Below are 20,326 nucleotides of genomic sequence, written 5' to 3'. Positions count from 1 at the left end.
AATGAAGAGAAGAGGAACCTGTGTACCGTAACAGGATAACGCGGCAAAGCCTTCGCACCGCATGGCAGCACGAAGGCTTTGGGTCGAGGATTTCGAATCCTGCCGCTACGAGACCATACAAGGGCAGCCTATTGCGGTCGGGAGTGGTTCAGAGCGGCTCCTGCCTCTACCTCGTCACGTCGACAAAGCTTTTCGTGCTGTACAGCTCGGTCGGCAGGCGTTGGAGCAGCGGGAGGTTCGTTCCCGCATCGCGAGCCTGTTGGTCGATGTAGCTGAAGAACACGTCGGCATCGAGCACGCCGATGTCCAGGCGCCGCGCGGCTGGCACCGCCGCCAGTGTCTTGTAGCCGTCGCCGCCGGTGGCATTGAAGCTCAGCACGAAAAGGCGGTAGGTCCTCTCGGCCACGAGCGGCTCCCACAGGCCGCTGGTGCGGTTGCGCACTTCGACACCCGACACGCGCTGGCCGAAGGCCTGCGCAGCATTCACATCGAAACGCAGGCCGCCCGTGTAGGGATATGGTCCGGTCGAGCCGCCCTTGCCGTAGACCGCCTCGAGGCCATCCTCGAGCATGGACTTCACCTCCGCACCCGTGATCTCCAGGCGGAACAGCATGTTGCCGAACGGCAGCACCTGGATCACCTGCGCAGCCGTCACGCTGCCCGCGAGCGGAATGCGCACGCCTCCGCCGCTCTGCAGGGAAATATCGGCACCGCCGTACTTCGCGTTGGCCACCTCGAGATAGGCCTGGGCGACCAGTTGCTGGATGTCTCCGCCACGCTGGCTCACGCTGCCTTCCGCATTGCACGCGGCACTGGAGCGGCCATAGTCGGGCGAGCCTTCGCCACCTGGCACACGGCGCGAGCACAGTTCCCGGGGCACCGAGGCCGACAGGGTCTGGTTGAACGTGGCGATGCGATCCTTGAACGGCTTGAGCACCTGGTCGGCGGCAGCCGAGGGCGCCGTGGCACGCAGGAAGCCCGCGCTCTTCACGCTGGCCTCGATGGCCTTGGCCTCTTCGGCAGTGGGTGCCTTTCCGCCCACGGTGAAATTGCTGCCGATGAGCACATGCGGCGTGCCGCTGCATTGCGTGACATCGCCATTCGCATCGAACGATACCTTCAGTTCTCCCACCACCTGGGCGTATTCCCATGCCTGCACGATGCAGACCGGCTTGCCGTCCTTGGAGGTGACGCGCGTGGGATAGGCGCCCGAGGGTGTACCCACGCCCGTGCTCTTGAGCGTGGCCGGGCCGAGCAGCGTATGCGAATCGCCACCGACGACCACATCCACGCCGCTGAGGCGCGCCGCCACCTGCTGGTCGTACTCGTAGCCGATGTGGCTCATCACGATGATCTTGTTGATGCCCTGCTGGCGCAGCGCATCGATCTCGCGCTGCGCAGCCGTGGCTTCATCCTCGAACGTCGTGTCCGGATCGGGGCTCGACGAGCCCTTGGTCTTCTGTGCGATCGTGAGGCCCACGATGCCGATCTTCTGGCCACCGCGCTCGAGCACGCGGGACGGCGACACCAACCCTGGTGCCTTGGCTGCATTCAGCGCGGAGGACGCACCGAATTTCACGTTGGCACTGATCACCGGCGTCTTGCATGCGCCCGCATGCAGCAGGTCGATGAAGCCCTTGAGGCCTGCATCGCCCTTGTCGAACTCGTGGTTGCCCAGTGTGAACGCATCGAAGCAGACGGTGTTCATCATCGCGGCATCGGCCTCTCCGTCCTTGCCCGCGCGATTGAAATACAGCGTGCCCGTCAGCGCATCGCCCGCATGCAGCTTGAGCACGTTCTTCGAGGACTTCTCCAGCTCCTGGATCGCGCTGGCCACGCGGGAAAAGCCCCCCGCGTCAACAGCTACCGCCACGGGCGCCGCGCCGCCGGCATGGAGCTGCAGCGTCTTCGACTTGGACTCCAGCGTGGAATGGTGATCGTTGATGTGCAGGATGGTCAGGTCGAGCGGTTCGCCCTTGGTGTCGGAATCGCCATCGCCTCCCCCACAGCCCGCCAGCCCGGCCAGCAGCACCAGCGCCACTGCATGCATGCGCAGGGCGCGCGTAGTCCTCTCGTATTTCGATACTCGCAACGACATCGTCTTTCCCGGATTGTTGGATGGAAAGACCGCATCGTCAAAAACCTTGATGACATGCCCGTGAAGGGCTGGCATGTCCTCATGCCATGCCGTGGATTGCCGCCGGGGCTCCGCAGCCGTCAGGCGGCCGCGAAGCCCGATGCCCTGTTGGCATCCGCGTTCGCTGTCCCATGTGCCGCCGTCAGCCGCCCTTCCTCGATGGCATGGCAGGCCACCTTGGTGCCGCCGTCATCGATCAGTTGCGGGCGCTCCGTGCGGCAACGGTCATTCGCATGCGGGCAGCGCGGATTGAACGCACAGCCGGGCGGCGGGTTCAGCGGATTGGGCACCTCGCCGCGCACGGGCGTGCGGGCGCGGCCCGTGTCGTGCATCTTCGGAATCGCGTCCAGCAGCATGCGCGTGTAGGGGTGGCGCGGGCGGGCGAACAGCTCCTCCTTGTCGGCGATCTCCACCAGGCGCCCGAGGTACATCACGCCCACCTGATCGCTCACGTGGCGCACCACCGCGAGGTTGTGGCTGATGAACAGATAGGTCAGGCTGCGCTCGCGCTGCAGGTCCTTCATGATGTTGAGCACCTGCGCCTGCACCGAGACGTCGAGCGCCGAGGTGGGCTCGTCGCACACCAGGAACTCCGGCTCGGTCGCCAGCGCGCGCGCGATCGAGATGCGCTGGCGCTGGCCGCCCGAGAACTGGTGCGGATACTTGCTCATGTCCGCGGCAGCCAGTCCCACGGACTGCAGCAGCTCGCCCACGCGCTGGCTCAATGCCGCCTTGTCCGCAAGAATGCCGTGCTCGATCAGCGGTTCCGCGATGATGTCGCGCACCAGCCAGCGCGGGTTGAGGCTCGCATAGGGATCCTGGAAGATCATCTGGATGCGGCGGCGCATCGCCCGCGCGTCATGCCCCCGGAATGCGGCATGCGCATCCTGGCCGTCGAACGTGAAGCCGCCGCGCGTGGGGTCGTACAGGCCCACGAGCAGGCGCGCCACCGTGCTCTTGCCGCAGCCCGATTCGCCCACCAGCGCCAGTGTCTTGCCCTTGCGGATCTCGAAGCTCACGCCATCGACCGCGCGCAGCAGGGAGCGCGGCTTGCGCTCCAGCACCCGGTTGAGCCAGGGAGCCGACACGTCGAAGGTCTTGGCCAGGTCACGCGCCTGCACCAGGGGCGCTGTGTCCTCACCCGCATGGGAAGGCCGTGGTATCTGCTGTTGTTGTTGCTGGTTCATGCCGTCGCTCCTGTTGCCGCCTGCCGCTCCTCCTGCGCAAGCCAGCACGAGGCCTGCGTGGCGCCCACGGGCTTCAGTGCGGGTCGCTCCGCGCGGCAGCGATCGAAGGCCTGCGGGCAGCGCGGATTGAAGGCACAGCCCTGGGGAATCGCCGTCAGGCGCGGCATGGCACCGTCGATCTGGTTGAGGCGTTCGCGGTCCTCCTCCATGTCGGGAATCGATGCCATCAGGCCCGACGTATAGGGATGCGCTGGATGGTTGATGACCTCATGCACCGGTCCGATCTCCGCCACGCGTCCGGCATACATCACGGCCACGCGGTCGCAGGTCTCGGCAATCACGCCCATGTCGTGCGTGATCAGCATGACGGCAGCTCCGCGCGAACGGCAGATGTTCTTGAGCAGGCCGATGATCTGCGCCTGGATCGACACGTCAAGCGCCGTGGTCGGCTCGTCCGCCACGATGAGTTCGGGCTCGGCCGCCAGCGCCAGGGCAATCACCACGCGCTGGCGCATGCCGCCCGAGAACTGGTGCGGATAGTGGTCGATGCGCTCCGCGGCTGCCGGGATGCCGGTGTCCTTGAGCAATTCGATGGCCCGCTCGCGAGCCTGCGCGGCATTCATCGGCAGGTGCGTCATGATGGTTTCGACCAGTTGCCGGCCCACCGTGTACAACGGGTTCAGCGAGGTGAGCGGATCCTGGAAGATCGCGCCGATGCGTCGGCCGCGGATGTGGCGCATGGCCTCGCCGGGCAGGTTGTCGATGCGCTCGCCCTTGAGCAGGATCTGCCCCGAGGCAATATGTCCCGGCGGCTCCAGCAGGCCGATGATGGCCGCGCCCGTCAGCGACTTGCCGGCCCCTGACTCCCCCACCACGCCAAGGATTTCTCCCGGTGCGATGGAAAACGATACATCGTCGAGCGCACGCAGGGTGCCGCGTCGCCCGGGGAACTCCACCACCAGATTCTTTACTTCAAGCAAGGACATCGCATTACCTCAGACGCGGATTGAGCGCATCGCGCAGCCAGTCGCCCAGCAGGTTCACCGAGAGGGCGATCAGCACCAGCATCACGCCCGGGAACACGGTGATCCACCATTCGCCCGAGAACAGGTAGTCGTTGCCGATGCGGATCAGCGTGCCGAGCGATGGCGAAGTGGGAGGAGCGCCGACGCCAAGGAACGACAGCGTGGCCTCCGTGATGATGGCCGTCGCCACCTGGATGGTGGCCAGCACCATGACCGGACCGAGCACGTTCGGCAGCACATGACGGCGCATGATGCGCAGCGGCGCAACCCCGGTCACACGTGCCGCCTGCACGTATTCCTTGCCATACTCCACCATCGTGCTGGCGCGCACGGTGCGCGCGTATTGCACCCAGCCGTTGCTGCCTGCGAACGCAATCGCCAGTACCAGCACCGCAAAGGCCACGCCCTCCGCCGCATTGGGATAGACGGCGCGCGCCACGCCGGCAATCAGCAGCGCCACCAGAATCGCGGGAAACGACGACACCACATCACAGGTGCGCATCAGCACCGCATCGATCCAGCCGCGCTTGGCGCCCGAGACCAGACCCAGCGTCACGCCGATCACGATCGACAGCGCCACGGACACCAGCCCCACGATGAGCGAGATGCGCGCGCCGTAGATCAGTGCGGAGAGGATGTCGCGCCCCTGGTCGTCGGTGCCGAGCGGATACTTCCAGCTGCCGTGCTCGACCCATGCCGGAGGAAGCCGCGCATCGGAGAGTTCCAGCGTGGTCAGGTCGAACGGGTTGTGCGGAGCCACCCAGCCCGCGAAGACCGCGCAGAAGGCGCAGATGAACGCAATCACCGCTGCCACGATGGCCACCGGCGAGGATCGGAAGCTGTGGGCTACATCGCTGTCCCACCAGCGCGCAAGAGTCTGTTTGATCGCCATGTTGTCTGTCTGCTCCGTGGTCCGGTCCTGCTCACTCGGCCTCTGCCAGTGGCATGCCCTGCTCAATCAGCCCTGCATGCAGTGCCGCTCCGAGGGGAAGAATGTCGTCATTGAAGTCATAGCGGCTGTTGTGCAGGGTGCTGTTTCCCGCTCCCATGCCCTGCCCTATGCGCAGGTAGGCGCCCGGCTTGCTCTGCAGCATGAAGGAGAAATCCTCCGCGCCCATGCTGGGCTCGAGATCGCGCACCACGTTGTCGGCACCGACGATCGATGCGGCCACGTCGCCCGCGAAACGGGCCTCGCTCTCGGTGTTGATGGTCGCGGGATAGATGCGTTCGTAGCGCACATTGACGCTCGCCCCCATGCCCATCGCCACGCCGTTGCAGACCTCCTGGATGCGGCGCTCGACCATCTCCTGGATGGCGGGGTCGAACGAACGCACCGTGCCCACCAGGGTCGCCGTTCCCGGCAGCACGCTGAAGGCCCCCAGGTCTCCGGCCTGCACTGCGCAGAGGCTCACCACGGCGCTGTCGAGCGCACGCACGTTGCGCGCCACGATGCCCTGCAGCGCGGTGATGATGTGCCCTGCCACCAGCACCACGTCGACGGTCTGATAGGGATGCGCACCATGTCCGCCGCGCCCGGTGATCTCGATGGTGACGCGATCCGCCGCCGCCATCATCGCGCCATCGTTGAGCCCCACGGTGCCGGGCTTCATCTGAGGCCAGTTGTGCATCGCGAAGACCGACTGGATCGGAAAGCGTTCGAACAGGCCGTCCTCGATCATCACCCGCGCGCCGCCCATGCCCTCCTCGGCCGGCTGGAAGATCAGTGCCGCGGTGCCGTCGAAGCAGCGCGTCGCGGCGAGATAGCGTGCTGCCCCCACCAGCATGGTGATGTGTCCGTCATGCCCGCACCCATGCATCAGGCCCTGGCGGGACGACTTCCAGGTGAATTCGTTGTTCTCCTGCATCGGCAAGGCGTCCATGTCGGCGCGCAGGCCAATCATGCTGCCGCTCGCACGGCTCTGGCCGTGGATCAGCGCGACGAGGCCCGTCCTGCCGATCTGCGTATGCACCTCGTCGACACCGCATTGGCGCAAGGCCTCGACGATGCGTGCGCTGGTGAACTTCTCCTCGAAGCCCAGCTCGGGATGGGCATGCAGGTCGCGCCGAAACGATGTGAGTTCCGGATGAAATGCAGCGATGTGGGCGAACGCACGGCCACCCGCCTTGATGCGTGCTGCGGACTGCATGTCAGTGACCTCCCGCCTTGCCACCCACGCGCAGGCGCGGATCGACGACGAAATACAGCAGGTCCACAATCAGGTTGATGACCACGAAGATCAGCGCGATCAGGCACAGGTATGCGGCCATCACCGGGATATCTGCATACATCACCGCCTGGATGAACAGCAACCCCATGCCGGGCCACTGGAACACGGTTTCCGTGATGATGGCGAAGGCGATCAGGCCGCCCAATTGCAGCCCGGTGATGGTCATCACAGGCACCATGGTGTTCTTCAACGCATGGCCGAAATAGATTGCCCGATCGGTCAGGCCGCGGGCGCGGGCGAACTTGATGTAATCGGTGCGTAGCACCTCCAGCATCTCGGCGCGCACCAGGCGCATGATCAGGGTGAGCTGGAAGATCGCCAGCGTGATGGCCGGCAGCGTGATGTGGTGCCATCCCTTCGCGGTGAGCAGACCCGTGCTCCACCAGCCCAGTTGCACCACCTCGCCGCGGCCGAAGCTCGGGAACCAGCCCAGCGTCACCGAGAACACCAGGATCAGCAGAATGCCGATGAGAAAGGTTGGCAGCGATACGCCGAGCAGGGACAGTGTCATGAACACCTGGCTCAGGAACGTGCCGCGCTTGAGTGCCGCATAGACGCCCATGGGAACGCCGACGACGAAGGCGATCACCGCTGCCACCAGCGCCAGTTCAAGCGTGGCTGGAAAGCGCTCGGCAATCAGCCGCGACACCTTGGCGCCCTGGCGCAGGCTCAGGCCGAAATCGCCCTGTGCGGCGTTGATGAGGAAATGCCAGAACTGCACGACGAACGGCTGATCCAGTCCCAGGGATGCCCGGACCTCCTGGATCTGCTGCGGCGTGGCGTCCTGCCCCAACATGGTGATGACCGGGTCACCCACATACTGGAACAGCAGAAAGGCGATGAACGCAACCGTGACCATCACGACCACGGCTTGTATGAGTCTGCGAAGGATGAAGGCAAGCATGTGTGTCGGTCGCGGGAGAAGTCCTGATTCGTCGAGGCCCGGACAGTAATGCAACTTTCATACCGGGGCCATGCGAGGACTATGCCGCTGCCGGCTGGCGAACATGCAACGGGAAATCCCTGACAGACAGAAACGGAGAGTTCGGCGTCCCCCTTCCGCCTAGGGAAAGCAGGGAGGAAAAGCCTTCAGTGCCCCTGCTCGACGCCGGGGATGTCACCCGCACAGGTAGCGCGAAAGGCACAAAGCGCGACGAAATTACCCCCATTTAGAGCACTTTCGAGCAGCGAGCCTGCGCAGTGATCACGCCAAGCGCAAAACTTCTCTGCGCACCCATTTGACTCATCGCGTGTCCTGCCGAGCACATACCGGACACATACGCCCGGGGGTTTTCACCGCTGCGTGCTAAAGCCCATCCATACCTGTGTCTGCGCAGACGCAAAAAAGCCGCCACTCTTTCGAGTGGCGGCTTTTACCTCTAACCTAAGCTGGCATTAAGCCAGCCAGAAATTAGAAGGAGTGGCGGATACCAACTTGCACGCCGGTCTGTGCCTTGCCAGCGCCAGGACCTTCGGTGTTCAGATCCTTGGAAGCCAGGCCCAGGTTTGCACCGTCCTTGTTCTTCAGGTACGACACGTTGCCGTACACAGCAGTGCGCTTGGACAGGTTGTACACGTAGCCCAGGCTCAGCTGGTGCGACTTGCCGTCGTCAAATGCCTTCTGGTCGTACAGAGCGTACTGGATCTTGACTTCGCCAGCGCCCACTGGAGCGGAAGCGCCCAGCATGTAAGCGTTGACCTTCTGGTTGGAACCACCAGAGATCTTGTCCTTGTTCTGTTGGACGATACCGGACAGCTTCACAACGTTCAGGTTGTAGGAAGCGCCAATAGTCAGAGCGTTACGGTCGCGGTTAGCGGCAACGGTGTCACGGTCGTCGTACGACAGAGCCACGCTCAGAGGGCCGTTGTCATATGCAACGTAACCACCGATGTAGCGGCCAGCGTGACCGGAAGTTTGCTCGTCGAAGCCGTAGCCCAGAGCACCGGAGAAGCCACCCATGTTAGGCGAGTAGTACGACAGCATGTTGCTGGAACGGATGCCGTTGGCATCGCCAGCTGTACCGTACCAGTTGCTCCAGCCCATGAATTGGCCGATACCGGTTTGGTTGAACAGGTCGTAGGAGCTGGTCTTCGTGTAGCCAGGAGTCAGGTCACGGCCCAGACGGATTTCACCGAAGTTGCCGGCCAGTTGCACGGTCGAACGACGCTTGAAGTTGAAGCCAGCGGAGTTGCCGTCGTCACCGAAGATTTCGCCTTCGAGCCAGAAGCCAGCCTTCAGACCGCCACCCAGGTCTTCCACGCCGCGGAAGCCGATACGGCTGGTGTAGTTGCCGCTGGTGTACACGCCATACTTGCTGTCGCCAGCAGCGTTGGCCTTGTTCACGTAGCCAATACCCGTGTCAACGATACCGAACAGGGTCACGGAAGATTGAGCCATCGCAGCGCCGGAGGAAGCCAGCACAGCCAGGGCAATCAGTGATTTTTTCATTGCGAGTTACTCCAAGGTTAAACAGAGGGCCCTGGATCAAGGGGACTAGAGGCACATACTTCTGTGCAGCCCGCCGGTTCCCCCGGGCCAACCTCCTGGTGGGGAAGTTAGTCCTATTGCAACAGAGCCAGCGATCTTTCGCAAAGGAATTCCCTCACAAATCGCTGAAAACGGGAAAATCGTTGCAGTCGTGCAACACACTCACCCAGCAAAGCCAAGCATCCAATGAACGCTTCGTCAACTGGGCATTACAGCTAAATTTGTAAACAAGATACAGAAATCCCGCCTTTTTGCCGACAATACACGCCAATGGATCAATTTCTGAGAACTGCCGATTCTGCATTGCGCACCCTGTTTGCCAAACCCAAGGCCAGTGAGCCCTCGCCCGCACGAGGCCGGAGCGAACCTGACCTGGGCGAGGCAGAGCGTCGCCTCTCCGGTGCGCTGATGCGCGTGAACCACGTGGGCGAGGTCTGCGCCCAGGCCCTGTACCTGTCCCAGGCAGCCGTCACGCGCGACCCCCTTCTGCGCGAAGAGCTGCTGGCTGCGGCGCGTGAGGAGATCGATCACCTGGCCTGGACCCAGGAGCGCCTGGACGCCCTGGGCAGTCGCCCCAGCCTGCTCAATCCGCTCTGGTTTGCGGGCGCGTTCGTGATCGGATGGGGGGCCGCCAAGGTCAGCGACCGCATCAGCCTGGGGTTTGTGGTGGAAACCGAACGCCAGGTGTCGGAGCACCTGCAGGGTCACCTGGGCCGGCTACCCGAGGAGGACATGCCATCACGGGAAGTGGTTGCCCGCATGCAACAGGACGAGGAGCGCCACGCCGCCCAGGCGCTTGCCGCCGGCGCACAGGAACTCCCGCCCCTGCGCGCCTGCTCATGAAGGCCGCCGCCAGGGTCATGACGACCACGGCCCACTATATTTGAGGCCGAGGCGGCTCCCCAGGGAGGCCCTTGGCCCTGGGGCCTGTATCAGCCCCTACCTCAGGCTTCGACGATGTCGAACCCCGTGGTGATCTCTGCCGTCTTGCCCAGCATGATGCTGGCCGAGCAGTATTTCTCGTGGCTCATGGCGATGGCGCGCTCCACCGCGCTGGCCGGAATGCCCTTGCCCGTCACCGTGAATTGCATGTGGATCTTGGTGAACACCTTGGGATCGGTCTCCGCGCGCTCCGAGGTGAGCTTGACGCTGCAGCCGCGCACGTCGTGCCGGCCGCGCTTGAGGATCAGCACCACGTCGTAGGCGGTACAGCCGCCGGTTCCCGCGAGCACCGTCTCCATGGGACGAGGTGCCAGGTTCTGCCCGCCGTTCTGCGGATTGTTCGCATCGGGAGCCCCATCCATCGTCAGCACGTGGCCGCTTCCGGTCTCGGCGACAAAACCCATTCCGGAGCGGGTGCCCGTGTTTCCCGTCCAGCTGACTGTGCATTCCATAACTTTTTCCTCAAAAAAATGACTCATTCACGCAACAGCGCGTCGTGTCATAAATAAAACATGGTGATTTTGCTGCATCGCAGCACAGTTGGGAGTACAATTCGCTGCATGCGCTGCTCATTCTTTTGGGTTTGAGCCCTGCGCTCCGATTGTCTCCTCCATCTCCTCAAAGGATGGATTAGGCCCCAGGCTTCACGGCTTGGGGCCCTTTTTTTGCCTTTTTGGACCCGGTCGGCCTGCTTCCCATGTGCGGACAGGCCTGCTTGTTCCTATGATGGCGGCCGATGCACTGCCATTGCCCAGTGCCTGTAGACCGCCAGATGACAACCCAAGACCAATCGCCCAAACACGCCCTCAGCCCCTTCGACTATCTCAAGAAGATCCTCACCGCGCGCGTCTATGACGTCGCCGTCGAATCCGACCTGCAGGTCGCCAAGGCGCTGAGCCGCCGCCTGCACAACAAGGTGCTGCTCAAGCGCGAGGATCAGCAACCCGTTTTCAGCTTCAAGTTGCGCGGCGCCTACAACAAGATGGCGCACCTGACGCCCGAGCAGCTTTCGCGCGGCGTGATCTGCGCATCTGCCGGCAACCATGCCCAGGGCGTGGCGATGAGCGCCTCCAAGCTCGGCGCGCGCGCCGTGATCGTGATGCCCACGACGACCCCGCAGCTCAAGATCGACGCGGTGAAGACCCTCGGCGGCGAGGTGGTGCTGAGCGGTGAAAGCTATTCCGATGCCTATGAGCACGCGGCAAGGCTGCAGGCCGAGCAAGGCCTGACGTTCGTGCATCCTTTCGACGATCCCGACGTGATCGCCGGCCAGGGCACGATCGCCATGGAAGTGCTGCGCCAGCTGCAGGCCCTCGGCAGCAACCGGCTGGATGCCGTGTTCGTCGCGATCGGTGGTGGCGGCCTGATCTCCGGCGTGTCCAACTACATCAAGGCCGTGCGCCCGGACATCAAGGTGATCGGCGTGCAGATGAACGACTCCGATGCGATGGCGCAGTCGGTCGCCCGGCACGAGCGCGTGGCCCTGCCCGACGTGGGCCTGTTCTCCGACGGCACGGCGGTCAAGCTGGTGGGCGAGGAAACCTTCCGCGTGGCCAGCAACCTGGTGGATGACTACATCCGCGTGGACACCGACGCCGTCTGCGCCGCCATCAAGGATATCTTCGTCGACACGCGCTCGATCGTCGAGCCGGCGGGTGCCATGTCGGTGGCCGCGATCAAGCAGTACGTCGCGAAGAACAAGACCAAGGGCGAGACCTATGCCGCGATCCTCTGCGGCGCGAACATGAACTTCGACCGCCTGCGCTTCGTGGCGGAACGCGCCGAAGTCGGCGAAGAGCGCGAGGCGCTGTTCGCCGTGACGATCCCCGAGGAGCGCGGCAGCTTCAAGCGCTTCTGCGAGGCGGTCGGTGCCCTGCCCGGCGGCAGCCGCAACGTGACCGAGTTCAACTACCGCATCAGCGATGCCAAGCGAGCACACGTGTTCGTGGGCCTGTCCACGACCCGTGGCGAATCCGAGAAGATCGCGAAGAACTTCCAGAAGCAGGGGTTCGACTCGCTCGATCTCACGCATGACGAACTGGCCAAGGAGCACCTGCGCCACCTCGTCGGTGGCCATTCCTCGCTCGCGCAGGACGAGCGCCTGATGCGCTTCACCTTCCCCGAGCGGCCGGGCGCGCTGCTCAAGTTCCTGAGCCTGATGCAGCCGCACTGGAACATCAGCCTGTTCCATTACCGCAACCAGGGCGCCGACTACGGCCGCATCCTCGTGGGCATGCAGGTGCCGCCCGAAGACACTGCCGCGTTCGACCAGTTCCTCGAGACGCTGGGCTATCCGTATGTCGAGGAGACGCTGAACCCGGCCTACCGGCTGTTCCTGCAGGCCGGCAGCCACTGAGGCCGCGAGGCGACGCACTCCGACGCGAACCACGCCCATGCAAGCGATACGCCACTATCTGCTCGCCGTGCAGTTCTTCACACGCATTCCGGTGAGCGGACCCCTCGCAGACTGGGTGGGCTACAGCCCGGCCATGCTGCGCGCGAGTGCCGCGCATTTCCCGGGCGTGGGCTGGTTGATCGGCGCACTGGCGGCACTGTGCTTCGGAGCCCTGTCCTGGCTGCTAGGCATGGGGCAGCCGTTCACCCCGCTGGTCGCCGCGGTGCTCAGCACCATCGTCACGGTCATGGCCACCGGCGGCTTTCATGAAGACGGCCTGGCCGATGTCGCCGATGGCCTAGGGGGTGGCTACCAGCGTGAACGGGTTCTCGAGATCATGAAGGACTCGCGCATCGGCGCATTCGGTGCCATGGCGCTGGTGCTGGCATTCGCCGCCAAGTTCGCGCTGCTGGCCCAGCTGGGCAGCCATGGACTGTCCATTCCGCTGTGGTCGCTGTTCTGCGGACATGTCGTCTCGCGGTTCTGGCCGCTCCTGGCGGTGCGCACCCTGCCCCACGTGGGCGACACGGCCACCTCCAAGAGCAAGCCCCTTGCCGACCAGATCGCGCTGTCAGCCCTCTTCACCGCGGCGGTGTGGTGCGTGGCACCCGTGGTGCTGATGGCGCTGGCGCTGGGCTGGCAGAGCGCGTTGCTTGCCATCCTGTTCAGCGGTGTGGGGGCAGCATGGATGCTGTGGCGCTTCAAGATACGCCTGCAGGGGTTCACGGGCGATTGCCTCGGCACGATCCAGCAGGTGGCCGAACTGGCGTTCTACCTGGGCGTGGCGACGGCCGTGGCTGCATTCGGCACGGCTGGAGTGCGGCCTTGGCTGCTGTGAAGCCGACAAACAGGCTCTGGCTCGCGCGACATGGCATGCCCCTGATCGGCACAGGCGTCTGCTACGGAGCCCTGGATGTCGCGGCCGATGCCGAACACACGCGGCAGGCCGCAGAGGCACTGCATGCCGCCCTGCCCGATGACATCGCCCTGGCAGTGCACTCCCCGCTGCAGCGTTGCAGCCAGCTGGCACAGGCACTATCGGAGCTGCGCCAGCCACGGTGGCCCGCGCCGCGCGCCGACAGCCGCCTGCGCGAAATGGACTTCGGACGCTGGGAAGGACACCCCTGGGATGCCATAGCCCGTACCGAGATCGATGCATGGACCGACGATTTCGGCACCTTCGCTCCTGGTGGAGGCGAATCACTGCTGACCATGCTGGTGCGCGTACGCGATGCGCTGGCCGAAGCGCGGCAGCATGCTGCACAGGAGCATGGTGACATTCTCTGGATCACCCATGCCGGCGTCATCCGCTGCGTGCAGTGGCTGCTGATGGAACAACCGGGAGCAGGAAACGGACACCGCGCCCCGCTGGCGCATGAATGGACCATGCCGGCACCCGGGTTCGGAATGTGGTCCTGCGTGCCGCTGGACCCGCCCGGGCCTCCATGATGTCTGCCCAATTGCAAGCCAATTGCAAGGCAGGTGTCAAAAGCGAGTGCAGTTGCTGGCGCTGGCGACCCTCGACGGCTTACATGCCCTGCGCCGGGTGTGAGGCCGTCACTTCCGTCCCCGGCATCATCGGGGACTGCACCTGAGGCACGACGGGTTGGAGCGGCGGCGCTGCGGGCTGGACCGGTACGACCGGCAAGGTGCTCGCGGCTCCGTTGCTGGCCACCTTCAGGGGCATCTGCAGGGTCAGGCTTGCGGGTCCGTCCACAGTCGCACCCAGGTGTGCCTCGCGCCGGCCGAGCGACTGCACCACGAGTCCGTCGGCCACCTCGGCGCCCACGCGGAAAGGCTTGGCGGGCTTGCCATCCACCTCGATCAGCGCCGCACCATGCCCGCTGCGCATGCCGGCGAGAACGCCCACCAGGGTATAGCGGGTGGGCGCGGCCTTGGGAGTGGTGGCCACCACGACCTCGGTGCCGCCCAGCAGCCGCATCAGGGCCTGCACGTCGACCACTGATGGTGCGGGTGGCATGCCGGGTGCCGAAGAACCCTGTGGTCCTGCCGAGAGCCTGAGCCCCCAGAAAACCACACAGGCCATCGCCAGGAACCACAAAATGAAGGTTCCCGCGCGCACCTTCCAACGGCTGTATGTGTTTGTCACCATCGCGCGATTATGATTGACCTGATATACACATTCCAAGTCAACCTGCCGAGATGCTGCAATCTGCCCACGCTTTCGCACGTTCCACCCGCCGCAAGATCGTGCGCGGCTTCACCCTGATCGAATTGATGGTGGTGCTCGTCATCATCGGCGTGCTGGCCGCGCTGATCGTGCCCAACGTGCTCGACCGTGCCGATGACGCGCGCAGCACGGCGGCCCGCACCGACATCACCAACCTGATGCAGGCCCTCAAGATGTATCGCCTCGACAACCAGCGCTACCCGACGGCTGAGCAGGGCCTGCAGGCACTGATCGCCAAGCCGTCGAGCGGCCCGGTTCCCAACAACTGGCGACCCTATCTCGAGAAGCTGCCCAATGATCCATGGGGCCGCCCCTACCAGTACCTGAGCCCCGGCATCAAGGGCGAGGTGGACGTGATGTCGTTTGGCGCTGACGGCCAATCCGGCGGCGAAGGCAAGGATTCCGATATCGGCAGCTGGCAGTAATTGCCAACTTCCCGCATTGCTCGCCATGCCCAATGTGCATCCTTGCATGCCGCCACATCCCCTGACCCGACCATGAGGAGAATGAGCCGCGGCTTCACACTGCTGGAGCTGCTGGTGGTGATGTCCATCATCGCGCTGGCCACGGTCGGCGTGAGCTTTGCCCTGCGCGACACGGGCGGGACCGAGCTGCGGCGCGAGGGCGAGCGGCTCGCTGTGCTGCTGGAGAGCGCCCGTGCCCAATCCCGCGCGTCCGGCACCACCGTGCGCTGGCGCGCGACGGCCAACGGCTTCGTGTTCGAGGGGCTGCCGACACTCAAGATGCCGGATCGCTGGCTGCTCGCGGGCACCCGCACCAACGGCCCGGCGACACTGTGGCTCGGTCCCGAGCCCATCATCAGCGCCCAGCAGGTATGGATCGTCAACGAGGCCTATCCCGGCCGGGCCGTGAGGATCGCCACCGACGGCGTGCGCGCCTTCACCGTGGAGGCCATGCAATGACCCTGCGCCGCCTGCCCCGCCCTCAGACCGGCTTCACGCTGGTCGAGGTGCTGGTGGCGCTCGCCATCGTGGCGATTGCCCTCATGGCCGGGTCACAGGCCACCTCGGCCCTGGTCGTCAACGCGACGCGCCAGACCGACGTGATGCTGGGCCACGTGTGCGCCCAGAACGAACTGGTCAAGGCGCGCCTGTCACGCCAGTTGCCCGCCTTCGGCGATACACAGAGCGTGTGCGAGCAGGCAGGCCGCAGATACCAGGTGGTGACGACGGTGTCGCCGCTGCCCAACCCGCAGTTCCGGCGCGTGGACGCGCAGGTCTATGACGAGCGCTATCCGGTGATCCGCGTTTCCACCATCGTGGGAAGGTACTGACCCATGGCCTTGCTGCGCAGACCCTCGCACCCCGCCGCACGCCGCGCCGCGTTCAGCGTGGCCGGTGGCTTCACGCTGATCGAGCTGATGGTGGCCATCGCCATCCTCGCGGTGATTGCGCTGCTGAGCTGGCGCGGGCTCGACGGCATGGCACGCTCCCAGGTCATCACCCGGGAGCGCTCCGATCAACTGGTCGTGATCCAGAATGCGCTCGCGCAATGGAACGCCGACCTGGATGCGCTGATCGCCATCGACAACACCCAGCCCCTCAGCTGGGATGGCCAGGTGCTGCGCCTCACCCGCCGCAGCTCGCAGCAGCCCGAGCAGGGCGCTGTCGTGGTCGCCTGGGCGCTGCGCATGTCGGGCGACTCGCAGCAATGGCTGCGCTGGCAGTCCCCGCCCGTCAATACGCGCGCCGACTGGAACTCCGCATGGGAGCGCGCTGCGCAATGGGCACGCACCCCGTCGAGCAGCGAGGCGCAGCGCGAAACCCAGCTGTTCCCTCTGGCCGAGTGGCATCTGTATTACTTCGTGGGTGGTGCGTGGGCCAATGCGCTGTCGAGCTCGAACGGCTCGTTTGCCGAACAGACGCTGGGCGGCCTGAGCAAGGCCGCAGCCTCCATTCCCGAGGGCGTGCGCGTACAGATCACCCTGCCCGAGGGACGCGCCATTTCCGGCACCATCACGCAGGACTGGGTGAATCCGCTGCTCGGAGGCAACAAGTCATGACACGGACACAGCGGATGCATCAGCGCGGCGCGGCGCTGCTGGCCGCCATGCTCACCGTCGCGCTGGTGGCCACCTTTGCCGCCACGGCGATGTGGCAGCAGTGGCGCGCCATCGAGGTCGAATCGGCCGAGCGCGCACGCATCCAGTCGGCCTGGATCCTCGTGGGCGCACTCGACTGGTCGCGCCTGATCCTGCGCGAGGACGCGCTCGCACGGGGCGACAGAACCGACAACCTCACCGAGCCGTGGTCGATCCCCCTTGAGGAGGCGCGGCTGTCCACATTCCTTTCCGCGCAGCGCAACGTGTCCGATCCCGGCGCGGCCACCGCGGACACCGAGAACGCCTTTCTGTCGGGCCGCATCACCGATCTCCAGTCGCGCATGAACCTGCGCAACCTGGTGTCGGAAGGCAACAAGCTCAACGAGACCGCGCTCAGGCAATTCACCCGGCTCTTCCAGTATCTGGGCCTGCCGCAGCAGGAGCTCCAGCGGATCGCCCAGAACATGGCGAAGGCAGCACCGGCCGCTCAGGGCAGCAGTGCGCCAAGCCAGCAAAGCCCCCAGAGCCCGCTGATGCCGCAAAGCGTGGGCCAGCTCACCTGGTGGGGCATCCAGCCGTCCACCATCGACCGGCTGGCCCCCCACGTGACGCTGCTGCCGCAGCCTACCCTGCTCAACATCAACACCGCCGATGCCGAGGCGATCTGGGCCAGCGCCATAGGGCTCGACATGCCGGACGCCCAGCGCATCGTACAGTCGCGCGCATCGAACTACTTCAAGAGCGTGGAGGACGCCTCCAAGCTGCTGAGCAAGCCGGAGCTGCTGACCACCCAGTATTTCGACGTGAAGTCCTCCTATTTCGAGATACGCGGTCGCATGCGCATCGACCAGACCGTCGTCGAGGAGCGCTCGCTCGTGTACAAGCAGCAAGGCAACCACACGCGCACCCTCTGGCGCGAGCGGGGCGGCTTCCTGCGCGACTCGGCAGATACACTGGCACCGGGCAAATCTTGAACACTGCGTACAAACGATGCCTGCCACTGTCACGTACGCCGCCTAAAATGGCGCGCGAAAACAAGTCATGAGCATCCTCATCATCTATCTGCCTCCGGGCACACCGGGGCCGGCCACCGCGTACAGCTATACCCTGACCGCCGATGGCCATACTGCAACCCGCCAAGCCAGCGCCGCAGCCACCTTGCTGCCCGACCCGGGCCGCACGGGTGAAGTGGTCGTGGTGGTGCCCGCGCGCGCCATGTCGTGGCAGCGTGTCACGCTGCCCCAGGGTGCGGCAAGCAACCCCACGCGCCTGCGGTCGGTGCTGGAGGGCCTGCTGGAAGAGCAGGTGCTGGACGACCCGGCCCAGTTGCACTTTGCGCTCGAGCCCGATGCCCCCTCCGGTGCCCCGGCCTGGGTGGCGGTGTGCGACCGCAACTGGCTGCGCATGAACCTGCAGGTGCTCGAGGCGGCCGGACGCCCGGCCAGCCGCATCGTGCCAGAATTTGCCCCCGGCACCCAGGGCCCCGAAGGCGAGCGGCTGGTGTATGTGCTGGGCGTGCCCGAGGATGCCCAGCTGGTGCTCACCTCGCAAGGCCCGGACAAGGCCGTGACCGTGCTTCCGCTCAATGCAGCCACGCTCGCGCTGGGCCTGCATCATGGCGATGGCGAGACACCACCCATCGTGCGTGCCGAACCCGCCATGGCAGGCGTGGCCGAGCAGATGCTGGGCCGCCCCGTGGAGATCGCCACCGTGGGCCACCGGTCGCTGGCGGCGGCACGCGGCAACTGGAACCTCGCACAGCTCGAATTCGCCAGCAGCGGACGCACGCGCGCGCTGCGCAGCGTGAGCGGTGCCCTCAACAGCTTTCTGCGCGCACCACAGTGGCGCGCGGGACGCTGGGCGCTGGGCATTGCCCTGATCGCCCAGGTCGTGGGCCTGAACGTCTGGGCCTTCAAGGAAAATCAGTCGCTCAAGGCCAAGGAAGCCGGCGTGCGCAGCATCCTGCAGCAGACCTTTCCGAACGTGAAGGTCATCGTGGATGCGCCCGTTCAGATGGAGCGTGAAGTGACGCAACTGCGCCAGGTGGCGGGCAGCGTGTCGCCGCGCGACCTGGAGCCCCTGATGGCTGCCACGGGTGTGGCCCTGCCGCCCGGGCAGGTGCCGGCCCAGGTGGAGTTTGCCGACGCCGAACTCAAGCTCGGCGGCGTGAACATCAGCCTGGAAGAGCTTGATGCCGTCAATCAGCGCCTGCGCGCCGACGGCTTCACAGCACGCCAGCAGGATCGCCAGATCTGGGTACGCGCAGCGGAGGGCCAGCCATGAACAGGAAAAACGAAACGCTCGACGCCCTCAAGCAACGCTGGAACGCCCTGCAGGGGCGCGAGCAGATGCTCGTGATGGCCGCCGCCGGCCTCGTGGGCCTTGCCCTGGTCTGGTGGGTCGCCCTGGCGCCCGCCATCAAGACGCTGCGCCTCGCCCCGCAGGCACATGCGCAGCTCGACCGGCAACTCCAGCACATGCGCGGCCTGCAACAGGAAGCACTGGAACTGCAGAAGGCGCCGCGCATCCAGGCCAACGATGCGGTCCGCGCGCTGCAGAGCTCGCTCACCCAGTCCATGGGCGCGTCCGCACAGATGACCATCGTCGCCGATCGTGCAACGGTCACGCTCAAGGGCGTGCCTGCCACCTCGCTGGCCCAGTGGCTTGCCCAGGTGCGCAGCACCGCGCGCGTGGTGCCGATCCAGGCCAAGCTGGTGCGCAGCGCCGGCACCAAGGGCAATGCCCCGGCCTTGCCCGCGCACTGGGACGGAACGCTGATCCTGTCGCTGCCCCCATCGAACTGACACGCAAACGCCTTCACCTTCACTTGCCGCACAACGCACAACCCTTTTCCGAACCCGTGGCCCGTAAACAGCTTTCACCGAAACGCCCTTCCGCCAGCATCCGCGCACCCCGGGGCTGGGCGGTGCTGGGCGGCCTGCTGGGCGGATTGACCGTGCTCGGCCTGCAGGCGCCGGCCAGCTGGTTTGCGGCCGGCGTGTTCCAGGCAACGCGCGGACAGGTACAGCTGCAGCAGGCGCGCGGTACGCTGTGGAACGGCTCAGCCCAGCTCGTGCTGACCGGCGGCCAGGGCAGCACCGACCAGTCCGCATTGCCCGGACGGCTGAACTGGCAGTTGCGCCCGGCCTTCGTGGGCGCCAATGTGGAACTGCGCTCCGACTGCTGCACCACCACGCCGATCCAGGCACGTGCCCGCATGCGCCTGAACGGCATGGCGCTGACCGTCACCAACCATGAGAGCCACTGGCCGGCCGCCGTGCTCAGCGGACTGGGCACGCCCTGGAACACGATCCAGCCCCAGGGCAAGCTGTCGCTGTCCACGCAGAATCTGCAGATCGAATGGAATGCGGGCCGCATGGCCACGCAGGGACTGGTGCAGCTCGATGCGCTCGACGTGTCGTCCAAGCTGTCCACGCTGCGTCCCATGGGAAGCTACCGCGTCGCGCTCCAGGGCGGCGAGGCCCCTACGCTGACCCTGACCACGCTGGACGGCGCACTGCTGCTCAACGGCTCGGGCCAGTGGGTGGGCCAGAGGCTGCGCTTCATGGGCGAAGCCAGGGCGGCTCAGGGCCGCGAGGCCGCGCTTGCCAATCTATTGAATATCATTGGGCGGCGCACCGGCGACCGCTCCATCCTCACCGTGGGTTGAC

Annotated in this window: 20 protein-coding genes and 1 pseudogene; 12 read left to right on the top strand and 9 right to left on the bottom strand. The window is 65.4% G+C overall.

Features of this window, described 5'->3' with window-relative positions; all coding sequences use genetic code 11:
- Positions 1 to 166: 166 nt before the first annotated feature.
- From H9K76_RS03595 to H9K76_RS03565, 7 genes are all read right to left on the bottom strand, one after another.
- Positions 167 to 2,098, bottom strand: coding sequence for a bifunctional metallophosphatase/5'-nucleotidase (locus H9K76_RS03595; RefSeq protein ID WP_187598214.1), 1,932 nt, complete (start codon positions 2,096 to 2,098; stop codon positions 167 to 169).
- A gap of 119 nt (positions 2,099 to 2,217) precedes the next feature.
- Positions 2,218 to 3,324 carry an ABC transporter ATP-binding protein gene (locus H9K76_RS03590; RefSeq protein WP_187598213.1) on the bottom strand — a complete coding sequence of 369 codons (1,107 nt, stop codon included), beginning with the start codon at positions 3,322 to 3,324 and terminating at the stop codon, positions 2,218 to 2,220.
- Entirely contained in the window at positions 3,321 to 4,310 is a 990-nt protein-coding gene (locus tag H9K76_RS03585) for an ABC transporter ATP-binding protein (RefSeq protein WP_187598212.1), read from the bottom strand. Before H9K76_RS03585 ends, H9K76_RS03590 begins: the two co-directional genes overlap by 4 nt.
- 4 nt (positions 4,311 to 4,314) lie before the next feature.
- The gene (locus H9K76_RS03580; RefSeq protein ID WP_187600438.1) at positions 4,315 to 5,235 is read right to left on the bottom strand and encodes an ABC transporter permease; all 921 of its coding nucleotides are present in this window, start codon (positions 5,233 to 5,235) and stop codon (positions 4,315 to 4,317) included.
- Positions 5,236 to 5,272: 37 nt separating this feature from the next.
- Positions 5,273 to 6,496 carry a M20 aminoacylase family protein gene (locus H9K76_RS03575; protein WP_187598211.1) on the bottom strand — a complete coding sequence of 408 codons (1,224 nt, stop codon included), beginning with the start codon at positions 6,494 to 6,496 and terminating at the stop codon, positions 5,273 to 5,275.
- 1 nt (position 6,497) lies between these two features.
- Positions 6,498 to 7,481 carry an ABC transporter permease gene (locus H9K76_RS03570; RefSeq protein WP_187598210.1) on the bottom strand — a complete coding sequence of 328 codons (984 nt, stop codon included), beginning with the start codon at positions 7,479 to 7,481 and terminating at the stop codon, positions 6,498 to 6,500.
- Positions 7,482 to 7,988: 507 nt separating this feature from the next.
- On the bottom strand, positions 7,989 to 9,026 hold the full coding sequence (locus H9K76_RS03565) for a porin (protein ID WP_187598209.1): 1,038 nt from the start codon (positions 9,024 to 9,026) through the stop codon (positions 7,989 to 7,991).
- Between the two features lie 309 nt (positions 9,027 to 9,335).
- Between H9K76_RS03565 and coq7 the strand changes: the two are divergent.
- Positions 9,336 to 9,952: pseudogene (gene coq7, locus H9K76_RS03560) on the top strand (2-polyprenyl-3-methyl-6-methoxy-1,4-benzoquinone monooxygenase).
- 57 nt (positions 9,953 to 10,009) lie between these two features.
- On the opposite strand, the gene H9K76_RS03555 reads toward coq7, so the two are convergent.
- On the bottom strand, positions 10,010 to 10,459 hold the full coding sequence (locus H9K76_RS03555; RefSeq protein ID WP_187598208.1) for an OsmC family protein: 450 nt from the start codon (positions 10,457 to 10,459) through the stop codon (positions 10,010 to 10,012).
- Between the two features lie 320 nt (positions 10,460 to 10,779).
- On the opposite strand from H9K76_RS03555, the gene ilvA reads away from it, so the two are divergent.
- Genes ilvA through H9K76_RS03540 form a run of 3 tightly spaced genes read left to right on the top strand, consistent with a single transcriptional unit; the run spans position 10,780 to position 13,851 of the window.
- On the top strand, positions 10,780 to 12,363 hold the full coding sequence (gene ilvA / locus H9K76_RS03550) for a threonine ammonia-lyase, biosynthetic (RefSeq protein WP_187598207.1): 1,584 nt from the start codon (positions 10,780 to 10,782) through the stop codon (positions 12,361 to 12,363).
- Positions 12,364 to 12,400: 37 nt separating this feature from the next.
- Positions 12,401 to 13,240, top strand: a complete 840-nt coding sequence (locus tag H9K76_RS03545; protein WP_187598206.1) for an adenosylcobinamide-GDP ribazoletransferase — start codon at positions 12,401 to 12,403, stop codon at positions 13,238 to 13,240.
- Positions 13,241 to 13,275: 35 nt separating this feature from the next.
- Positions 13,276 to 13,851, top strand: coding sequence for a histidine phosphatase family protein (locus H9K76_RS03540; RefSeq protein WP_187600823.1), 576 nt, complete (start codon positions 13,276 to 13,278; stop codon positions 13,849 to 13,851).
- A 79-nt stretch (positions 13,852 to 13,930) separates the two neighbouring features.
- On the opposite strand, the gene H9K76_RS03535 is transcribed toward H9K76_RS03540, so the two are convergent.
- Positions 13,931 to 14,515, bottom strand: coding sequence for a type II secretion system protein N (locus H9K76_RS03535; protein WP_343066298.1), 585 nt, complete (start codon positions 14,513 to 14,515; stop codon positions 13,931 to 13,933).
- A 50-nt stretch (positions 14,516 to 14,565) separates the two neighbouring features.
- Here H9K76_RS03535 and gspG point away from each other — a divergent pair, with 50 nt between their 5' ends.
- The 8 genes from gspG (at position 14,566) to gspN (ending at position 20,325) form a co-directional block, all read left to right on the top strand.
- A complete protein-coding gene (gene gspG, locus H9K76_RS03530) occupies positions 14,566 to 15,018 on the top strand; it encodes a type II secretion system major pseudopilin GspG (protein WP_187598205.1) in 453 nt (150 codons plus the stop codon).
- Between the two features lie 72 nt (positions 15,019 to 15,090).
- Positions 15,091 to 15,516 (top strand): pilus assembly FimT family protein, encoded by a 426-nt coding sequence (locus H9K76_RS03525; protein ID WP_187598204.1) that lies wholly within the window; start codon positions 15,091 to 15,093, stop codon positions 15,514 to 15,516.
- On the top strand, positions 15,513 to 15,887 hold the full coding sequence (gspI, locus tag H9K76_RS03520; protein WP_187598203.1) for a type II secretion system minor pseudopilin GspI: 375 nt from the start codon (positions 15,513 to 15,515) through the stop codon (positions 15,885 to 15,887). The genes H9K76_RS03525 and gspI overlap by 4 nt, the downstream gene beginning before the upstream one ends.
- A gap of 3 nt (positions 15,888 to 15,890) precedes the next feature.
- Positions 15,891 to 16,616, top strand: coding sequence for a prepilin-type N-terminal cleavage/methylation domain-containing protein (locus H9K76_RS03515; protein WP_187598202.1), 726 nt, complete (start codon positions 15,891 to 15,893; stop codon positions 16,614 to 16,616).
- Complete coding sequence (gspK, locus tag H9K76_RS03510) at positions 16,613 to 17,629, top strand: type II secretion system minor pseudopilin GspK (protein ID WP_187598201.1); 1,017 nt, start codon at positions 16,613 to 16,615, stop codon at positions 17,627 to 17,629. Before H9K76_RS03515 ends, gspK begins: the two co-directional genes overlap by 4 nt.
- Positions 17,630 to 17,696: 67 nt before the next feature.
- Positions 17,697 to 18,938 (top strand): type II secretion system protein GspL, encoded by a 1,242-nt coding sequence (gspL, locus tag H9K76_RS03505; RefSeq protein WP_187598200.1) that lies wholly within the window; start codon positions 17,697 to 17,699, stop codon positions 18,936 to 18,938.
- Complete coding sequence (gspM, locus tag H9K76_RS03500; protein ID WP_187598199.1) at positions 18,935 to 19,459, top strand: type II secretion system protein GspM; 525 nt, start codon at positions 18,935 to 18,937, stop codon at positions 19,457 to 19,459. The genes gspL and gspM overlap by 4 nt, the downstream gene beginning before the upstream one ends.
- A 56-nt stretch (positions 19,460 to 19,515) precedes the next feature.
- Entirely contained in the window at positions 19,516 to 20,325 is an 810-nt protein-coding gene (gspN, locus tag H9K76_RS03495; RefSeq protein ID WP_246475280.1) for a type II secretion system protein N, read from the top strand.
- Position 20,326 lies beyond the last annotated feature (1 nt).

Origin of the sequence: Diaphorobacter ruginosibacter (assembly GCF_014395975.1) — a bacterium.
GTDB classification, from domain to species: Bacteria; Pseudomonadota; Gammaproteobacteria; order Burkholderiales; family Burkholderiaceae_C; genus Diaphorobacter_A; species Diaphorobacter_A ruginosibacter.
The sequence above is the reverse complement of the archived record's forward strand: the minus strand, read 5'-3'. Positions and strand labels throughout refer to the sequence as shown.

What these genes read in the sequence shown, in the direction of transcription:
- H9K76_RS03595 (WP_187598214.1), bottom strand. Translation starts at nt 2,098, where the DNA reads ATGTCGTTGCGAGTATCGAAATACGAGAGGACTACGCGCGCCCTGCGC.
- H9K76_RS03590 (WP_187598213.1), bottom strand. Translation starts at nt 3,324, where the DNA reads ATGAACCAGCAACAACAACAGCAGATACCACGGCCTTCCCATGCGGGT.
- H9K76_RS03585 (WP_187598212.1), bottom strand. Translation starts at nt 4,310, where the DNA reads ATGTCCTTGCTTGAAGTAAAGAATCTGGTGGTGGAGTTCCCCGGGCGA.
- H9K76_RS03575 (WP_187598211.1), bottom strand. Translation starts at nt 6,496, where the DNA reads ATGCAGTCCGCAGCACGCATCAAGGCGGGTGGCCGTGCGTTCGCCCAC.
- H9K76_RS03570 (WP_187598210.1), bottom strand. Translation starts at nt 7,481, where the DNA reads ATGCTTGCCTTCATCCTTCGCAGACTCATACAAGCCGTGGTCGTGATG.
- H9K76_RS03565 (WP_187598209.1), bottom strand. Translation starts at nt 9,026, where the DNA reads ATGAAAAAATCACTGATTGCCCTGGCTGTGCTGGCTTCCTCCGGCGCT.
- H9K76_RS03555 (WP_187598208.1), bottom strand. Translation starts at nt 10,459, where the DNA reads ATGGAATGCACAGTCAGCTGGACGGGAAACACGGGCACCCGCTCCGGA.
- ilvA (WP_187598207.1), top strand. Translation starts at nt 10,780, where the DNA reads ATGACAACCCAAGACCAATCGCCCAAACACGCCCTCAGCCCCTTCGAC.
- H9K76_RS03545 (WP_187598206.1), top strand. Translation starts at nt 12,401, where the DNA reads ATGCAAGCGATACGCCACTATCTGCTCGCCGTGCAGTTCTTCACACGC.
- H9K76_RS03540 (WP_187600823.1), top strand. Translation starts at nt 13,276, where the DNA reads ATGCCCCTGATCGGCACAGGCGTCTGCTACGGAGCCCTGGATGTCGCG.
- H9K76_RS03535 (WP_343066298.1), bottom strand. Translation starts at nt 14,515, where the DNA reads ATGGTGACAAACACATACAGCCGTTGGAAGGTGCGCGCGGGAACCTTC.
- gspG (WP_187598205.1), top strand. Translation starts at nt 14,566, where the DNA reads ATGCTGCAATCTGCCCACGCTTTCGCACGTTCCACCCGCCGCAAGATC.
- H9K76_RS03525 (WP_187598204.1), top strand. Translation starts at nt 15,091, where the DNA reads ATGAGGAGAATGAGCCGCGGCTTCACACTGCTGGAGCTGCTGGTGGTG.
- gspI (WP_187598203.1), top strand. Translation starts at nt 15,513, where the DNA reads ATGACCCTGCGCCGCCTGCCCCGCCCTCAGACCGGCTTCACGCTGGTC.
- H9K76_RS03515 (WP_187598202.1), top strand. Translation starts at nt 15,891, where the DNA reads ATGGCCTTGCTGCGCAGACCCTCGCACCCCGCCGCACGCCGCGCCGCG.
- gspK (WP_187598201.1), top strand. Translation starts at nt 16,613, where the DNA reads ATGACACGGACACAGCGGATGCATCAGCGCGGCGCGGCGCTGCTGGCC.
- gspL (WP_187598200.1), top strand. Translation starts at nt 17,697, where the DNA reads ATGAGCATCCTCATCATCTATCTGCCTCCGGGCACACCGGGGCCGGCC.
- gspM (WP_187598199.1), top strand. Translation starts at nt 18,935, where the DNA reads ATGAACAGGAAAAACGAAACGCTCGACGCCCTCAAGCAACGCTGGAAC.